The 6,513-nt window shown below is 67.5% G+C and carries 7 protein-coding genes; 2 read left to right on the forward strand and 5 right to left on the reverse strand.

All coding sequences use genetic code 11. The annotated features are described in order from the left end of the window. The first annotated feature begins 49 nt into the window (after positions 1-49). A complete protein-coding gene (locus ACFTWF_RS12030) occupies positions 50-1,258 on the forward strand; it encodes an oxygenase MpaB family protein (RefSeq protein WP_378461427.1) in 1,209 nt (402 codons plus the stop codon). Positions 1,259-1,266: 8 nt separating this feature from the next. Here ACFTWF_RS12030 and ACFTWF_RS12035 read toward each other — a convergent pair whose 3' ends face one another. The 4 genes from ACFTWF_RS12035 to ACFTWF_RS12050 form a co-directional block, all read right to left on the reverse strand. Continuing rightward, the gene (locus tag ACFTWF_RS12035) at positions 1,267-1,773 is read right to left on the reverse strand and encodes a DUF664 domain-containing protein (RefSeq protein WP_378461493.1); all 507 of its coding nucleotides are present in this window, start codon (positions 1,771-1,773) and stop codon (positions 1,267-1,269) included. A gap of 395 nt (positions 1,774-2,168) precedes the next feature. Beyond that, a complete protein-coding gene (locus ACFTWF_RS12040; protein ID WP_378461428.1) occupies positions 2,169-2,312 on the reverse strand; it encodes a hypothetical protein in 144 nt (47 codons plus the stop codon). Positions 2,313-2,334: 22 nt separating this feature from the next. Next, on the reverse strand, positions 2,335-2,823 hold the full coding sequence (locus ACFTWF_RS12045; RefSeq protein ID WP_378461429.1) for a hypothetical protein: 489 nt from the start codon (positions 2,821-2,823) through the stop codon (positions 2,335-2,337). Positions 2,824-2,930: 107 nt separating this feature from the next. Next, positions 2,931-5,072 carry an MMPL family transporter gene (locus ACFTWF_RS12050; protein WP_378461430.1) on the reverse strand — a complete coding sequence of 714 codons (2,142 nt, stop codon included), beginning with the start codon at positions 5,070-5,072 and terminating at the stop codon, positions 2,931-2,933. A gap of 99 nt (positions 5,073-5,171) precedes the next feature. On the opposite strand from ACFTWF_RS12050, the gene ACFTWF_RS12055 reads away from it, so the two are divergent. Further along, positions 5,172-5,624, forward strand: a complete 453-nt coding sequence (locus tag ACFTWF_RS12055) for a MarR family winged helix-turn-helix transcriptional regulator (RefSeq protein WP_378461431.1) — start codon at positions 5,172-5,174, stop codon at positions 5,622-5,624. Here the strand turns inward: ACFTWF_RS12055 and ACFTWF_RS12060 are convergent, their stop codons facing one another. Beyond that, entirely contained in the window at positions 5,625-6,428 is an 804-nt protein-coding gene (locus tag ACFTWF_RS12060) for a hypothetical protein (protein WP_378461432.1), read from the reverse strand. Between the last annotated feature and the right edge of the window lie 85 nt (positions 6,429-6,513).

Raw genomic sequence — 6,513 nt, forward strand, 5'->3', positions numbered from 1 at the left:
GTGACACCACGCCGCGCCTGCGTCGACGAGCGAATCGAGTGCATCGGACATGACAGAAATCCAGTCCCGGGAATCCGCGCCCGGACCCTCCACCTTCACGCCGCCGCGGCGGTTCGACATGGACTCGGAGTGGGGCCGCCGATCGATGCGGACGCTGTCGCGGTTCGTGCACGGCGACCCGACACCCACCGCCGCGGAACGGGAACTCCATGCCCGCGCCGTCGCGCGTCAGGACGAGATCGGCGCCGCACTGGCCCGGGCGATTCTCGTCGACAAGACCGTCACGATGGCCCAGTTCTCCCAGGCCCTGTCCGCGGGCATCGGCAGCGTGCCCGACGCCGCACCTCCGCTGACCGCGTTCTTCGACGCCGTCGACCACCGGCCGTCGTGGGTCGACGACCGCCGCCTCGAGCACGGTGCCTCCGTGTGCCTGCGCAGCGGAATGACCGGCCTCGACCTGCTGGCCACCGGTTCGCTGATGAACGGCTACCGCAGTGCGGCCACCTCCCGCCAATTGGTGGCCACCGGCAGACTCGTCGGCGAGGGCGCCGGTCAGCGGGTGACCGAGACCGTCCGGTGGTGGTACGAGTGCGTCCTGCCCGGTGGCATGGACCGCGACCGTCGCGGCTGGCAGCTGTCCGTCCATGTTCGATTGATGCACGCCTTCGTCAATCTGACCCTGCTGCAGGACGAGAACTGGGACGTGTCCGACTGGGGCATGCCCATCAACCAGTCCGACCAGGCCGGCACGCTCGCCCTCTTCTCGACGACGTTCCTCGTCGGCCTCCGATCGCTCGGGGTGTGGGTCTCGGCCGACGAGGGCCGCGACGTCATGCACCTGTGGCGGTACATCGGCTGGCTGATGGGCATCGACGACCACTGGCTGGTCGACGACGAGAACACCGGCCGCCGCATCATGTGCCAGATCGGGGCGTTCGCACCCGGCCCCGACGAGAATTCCCGGGTGCTGGCCGACTCACTGCAGAAGTCGTGGGCCACGTTCCGCTACCCGTACGCGCAGCCTCTGCGGCGCAGGCTCAACCGCCAGCGCCTGCTCAGCATCCAGCGCCTGTTCTCCGGCAAGAGCGGCATGCGTGAACTCGGGTTGCCGGTCGTCCCGGCCTGGTTCGTTCCGCTGGCACTGGCCGGGAACGGGGTGCTGCACGGTGCGGCGCGGTTCAGCCCGGCAGTGCGCGACCGCGTCGGGCGGCGGTCCCGGCGACGGGTGGAGACCTGGCTCGCCGCGAACGAGAAATAGCCGGCGGATCAGCGGCGCTCGTAGATGCCGCGGACGAACGCGGCCTGCCCGGCGTGCTGAAGGTCGTCGGAGACGACGCTGACCAACCGGACACCGAGAGTCACCGGCGGATCCCAATTCTCGTCGACGATGCGGTCGAGGCCGTCCGCGCCGATCGACTGGACGTAATCGACGGTGCGATCGTGCACGGCATCGTGATACTCCCGGAGGAGGCCGGCCCCGGACTGCACCCGCGCCACCTCGTCCGCGGAGTGCCCGTACCCGATGGCGGCGACCGGGAACGGCAGGCCGAAACGCTCCACCCATCCGCCGGACGTCCACACCTGCTCGGTGCCCGCCACCCCGGCGACGTGGTCGTCCTGCACCCTCGTGAGATGCCAGACCAGCCAGGCGATGGTGTTCGCGTTCGCGTCCACCCGGAACGTGAGGCCGTCGGCGGGCAGATCGGCCAGCACGGAATGCACGGTCTCCTGAATGCGATCGAAAGCGTCGGTCAACAGCGCGCTATGGTCCACGGTCATCCTTCCGTCGTGTTGACATCACGCTCCACTATGGCCTCATCGCGCCCGGCGCGGTGTGTCTCGGCGAGGAGAGCGAGTCAGCAGCAGAGTTGGGCAGCGAGGTCCACGAAGTTTGCAGCGTTTGCGTCGAACTCGTCCGAGTACTTGACATCGGCATGCCTGCCCTCGCCGAACTCCAGCGGAGGCGCTCAAAATACAGTGCATACCAACGGTTCACGAGCCCGGACCGGTCGACTTCCCGAGACGGGGCACCGGTGATCCGTGCCTGTCGCAGTGTCTGGCCTCAGATAGGATGAGCGGCCGCGATGGCGGACAACCGACCCGCGACACCTTGTGTCCGTTCACGCCGAGGAGTTCGTTCGCATTTCTCGCCTCGGGCGGCGGTCGATTCATTCCTCAGTTGCCTTCTCGATGCGCTCAACTGCTTCCTCGATCCGGTCAGCTGCCTTCTCGATACGTTCAACTGTCTCCTGCAACTCTTCCTTGGCCCCCTCCGGCTCGCGAGAGTGGAGATTGCCCTCACTGTGTGTCATCGCATCCCTCTCGTCGTCACCTCTAGGTCCGCAGCAGGACGATAAGCACACTGACCTCGACCACGAGCAGCACGGCGGCGGCCCTTAGCGCCCACTGTTTCTTCTTCAGATTTGTGGAGTTCTCGTCGATCCCATGGACCATCTTGGAGACGACGTACTCGCGCATGCCCGCTTCGGTGTGATTGGACAACCGAAGATCATTCATCACTTTCGGGGACGGCCCGAAGTGCCACTGGCGTACTGGCCACAACACATAGACCACGCAGATACCGAGAATTCCCACAACACTGAGAAGAAGCACCGCCTCCGCGGGCGACAGCACCGAACCTCTAGCCGGATCGGCATTGAGCACGCCGATGCCGGTAGAAAAGGAAGTCAGCAGCGCGGCGGTCGCCAGAAGAGTGTTGGCCCTCGTCCTTGCGTTCCCGAGATTCGCGTCCTGCACTTTGAGTGTGTCCGTGGCAGCCTCGTAAACAAGCTCCAATCGCCTATCCAGCGGTGGCTCGGACATATCGATACCGTAGTCCTGGATCCAGGTGCATGGCAGCGTATTCAACTCATCAGCTTGTCTCGCCAGCTCCCGAAACCGCGGTACGACATCGTCCGAGGGGTTCTCGGTCAGTGAACCTCCGCGTCCAATTCCGGCTCCGCACGGACGGTCTCGTCCGGCTCCGGGGCCGACGCGAGCTTGCCCGGCCACCAGATCTTCCGACCGATGTCGACGGTGAGGGCAGGTACCAGGAGCGACCGCACGAGGAGGGCGTCGAGGAGCACACCGAAGGCCACAATGAAGGCGATCTGCGCGAGGAAGATCAGTGGAATGACGGCGAGCGCCGAGAAGGTGGCCGCCAGAACCACTCCCGCCGACGTGATCACTCCCCCGGTGACGGTCAGACCGCGCAGCGCTCCGCGGCGGGTGCCGATGCGCTGGGCTTCTTCCCGGACCCGGGTCATGAGGAAGATGTTGTAGTCGATTCCGAGGGCGACGAGGAACACGAACGCGAACAGCGGGACGACGGGATCGGCGCCGGGGAATCCGAAGACGTGCTCGAAGACCAGCGACGAGATGCCCAGTGTCGCAGCGAAGGACAGCACCACCGTCCCCATCAACAGCAGCGGCGCGAGCAGCGACCGCAGCAGCAGGCACAGGATGGCGAACACGACGAGAATCACGACGGGGATGATCAGGGTGCGGTCGCGCGTCGACGTCGTCTTGGTGTCGAGGTCCGTGGCGGTGGTGCCGCCGACCAGGGCGTCGGCGCCGTCGACCGCGTGGACGGCGTCGCGCAATCGGACGACGGTGTCCTCGGCCGCGAGGGAGTCGGCCGGGTCGGTCAGGGTTGCGTCGATCGCGACCCGGCCGTCCACCACGAGCGGGTCCTGTGTTCCGGCGGCCGACAGCACGGTGATGTCGGCGACGCCGTCGACCCGGCCGGCGGCGAGTACTGCGTCGAGCGAATCCTCGTTCGCGATGATCACGGCAGGTGAACCGGAGCCGGCGTCGAAGTGGTCGCCGAGGATCTGCTGGCCCGCAACGGAATCGACGTCGAGGAGAAAGGTCTCGGATTCCGCGATGCCACTGGCCTCGAACTTCGGCATCAGGAGCGCGAAGAGCACCAGTACCAGGCTGGACGCCACCCAGAAGCGGCGCGGATGCGCGCCGATTCGCGCGGCGAGCGCGGCCCAGAATTTGTGGTCGGCGGCCTCGTCCTTCTCTGCGTGCTGTGCGCCGAAGGCGGGCCTCCTCGGCCAGTAGGCCGCCCGGCCGAGGAGGACGAGCACCGCGGGGAGGTATGTCATGGACGCGACGAACGACGCCGCGATGCCGATGGCCGCGACCGGTCCGAGGCCGCGGTTGGAGTTGAGGTCGGACAGCAGCAGGCACAGCACACCGGCGATGACCGTGCCCGCGGAGGCGGCGACGGGTTCGAGCGTCGCCCGCCACGCGGTCCGCATGGCGCGGTACCTGTCCTGCTCGATCCTCAGTTCCTCGCGGTAGCGGGAGACGAGCAGCAGTGCGTAGTCGGTTGCGGCGCCGAACACGAGGATGAACAGGATGCCCTGGCTCTGCCCGTTCAGGGCGATGACACCGGCGTCGGCGAGCACGTACACGAGCAGACTGGACAGTCCCAGTGCGAACACCGCGGACGTGATCACCGCGAACGGCAGGATCGGACTCCGGTAGACGACGATCAGGATCAGGATCACCACGACACCCGCCACCAGGAGCAGCAGCCCGTCGATGCCGGCGAACGCGGCGGACAGGTCCGCGACCTGGCCGGCGGGCCCGGTGACGAGGACGGTGAGACCCTCCGGCGCGGCACCGAGCGCGTCGCGGAGTTCCGTGACGCTGTCGCCGACCTCCGCGGTGCTGTCGACAGGCACGAACATCTGCAGTGCCCGCCCGTCGACGGACGGGATCGGCGGTGACACCTCGTCGCCGAATCCCTCCGCCCCGGCGAAGGAGGCCGCAGTGCCGGCGAGGAACTCGGTGTCGGCCGCGGTGATTCCCGACGGGCGTTCGGCGACCACGATCGCGGGCACGAACTGCGTGTCGATGAAGCCCTTCTGCAGGGCGGACACCTCGGTGGCCTCGGCCGATGCGGGCAGGAAGGACGTGCTGTCGTTCTGCTGGACGGCGGAGAGTTTGCCGGCGAACGGGCCGCCGAAACCGCCGACGGCCAGCCAGACGATCACCAGCAGGGCTGGCAGAATCCATCGCAGTCGGCGAACCGGGCGTGGGCGGGCAGTTGTGGTCACGTGCTCTCCAATGCTGGACGGTTCGACGACCGGATGTCCGGATTGCGACGTTCCTATTTTGTTCAGTCTGCTGAGCAAATTGCAAATGGAGGCGAGAAAATGACGAGCGACGGCATGGACCAGTGGCCGACCGGACGCCTGCTGTCCACGGCTGCGCGGCTGGTCGAGCACTCGTGGGAGGACATTCTCCGGTCACAGAACATGACCCATGCAGGACTCATCTCACTGCACACGATCGCCGACCGGCCCGCCTCGCAGCGGGACATCGCGAAGGCCTCGCGGGTGACGGACCAGACCATCAGCCGCACCATCGACCGCCTCGAACGCGCCGGGTACGTCACCCGGGAGACCGATCCGGCCGACGAGCGCCGCAAGCGGGTCGCGATCACCGAGGCGGGTCGCGCGATCTACCTCCACCTGCTGACTCTCGAGAAGGAGGATGCGGCCCTCACCGCCGCGGTCGGCGATCCGGGGCCGCTGCGCGAACAACTTCTCCGTCTCGTCCGGTCGCTGGGACTTCCGCCCCGGAACCAGGCAGAGGCCGAGGACTGATCACACATTCGCGGGGAGGGCGATGACGACCTCTCGCTCGTTCCCCGGCAGATAGTGGACCGTCACGACCCGGCCGACCTGGACGTGCGCGACGCTGCGCGGCGGCAGGAACTTCTCGACGCGGGTGGCGAACGTCGTCCCGTCGGGCCGGGTGACCACCAGTCCGAGCGCGACCTTCGAATTCCCGTTGCGGATCTCGCCGGGCACGCTGAGCGATTGCACCACCGCCTGCGCGGGGATGCCGCGGGCCGCGATGTCGAGCTTGCCGGGGGTGGTGATTCCCTGACGAATCATGGATCGGTTCAACGCTTCCTGCGCCGACGACATGTCGCCCGAGCGGTCGATCTCGACCTTGTCGGTGCGGTCCGGAAGATAGCGGACGGGCAGGACGACACCGGGCTGCAGCAGCGCCAGTTCGGTCAGCGGCACGATCATCCTGGCGTGCGATTCGAACATCTTCCCGTCCGCGCCCTCCACGCCGAGGTCGATCCGCACCTCCGGCTGATCGTTGAGCGTCATGCCGGTCTGGCGTACCGACCGCACCGTTCCGATCCCGACCGCCGCGTGCCGGAATGCCGCACTGTTGCGCCCCGTGAACGCCGCCAGCACGCTGTCACCGGTAAGGGCGAAGCAGACCACGACGAGGCTGACCGCGACGATCGGCCAGATCATCTGCGGGCCGGCCCACGACAGCGCGTCGATTCCGTAGTTGGTCCGCCCCCGGTCGCCGAGGCCGTGCCACAGGTAGTACGCGACCGACCCGACGAGAAACACGACGGCGGCGCTCCGCACGATCTTCTTCACGATGTGTCCTTCCGTGGTTGAACTGGGGGGACGCGGGGGGGGGGACCCCGGCCGCCGCGCGGCCGGGGGGGGGGGGGGGGGGGGG

Source organism: Rhodococcus sp. NPDC056960, from assembly GCF_042674125.1.
Classification (GTDB): domain Bacteria; phylum Actinomycetota; class Actinomycetes; order Mycobacteriales; family Mycobacteriaceae; genus Rhodococcus_F.

Coding starts and splice junctions, on each gene's coding strand:
- ACFTWF_RS12055 (WP_378461431.1), top strand. CDS start 5,172: ATGACGAGCGACGGCATGGACCAGTGGCCGACCGGACGCCTGCTGTCC.
- ACFTWF_RS12030 (WP_378461427.1), top strand. CDS start 50: ATGACAGAAATCCAGTCCCGGGAATCCGCGCCCGGACCCTCCACCTTC.
- ACFTWF_RS12045 (WP_378461429.1), bottom strand. CDS start 2,823: ATGTCCGAGCCACCGCTGGATAGGCGATTGGAGCTTGTTTACGAGGCT.
- ACFTWF_RS12040 (WP_378461428.1), bottom strand. CDS start 2,312: ATGACACACAGTGAGGGCAATCTCCACTCTCGCGAGCCGGAGGGGGCC.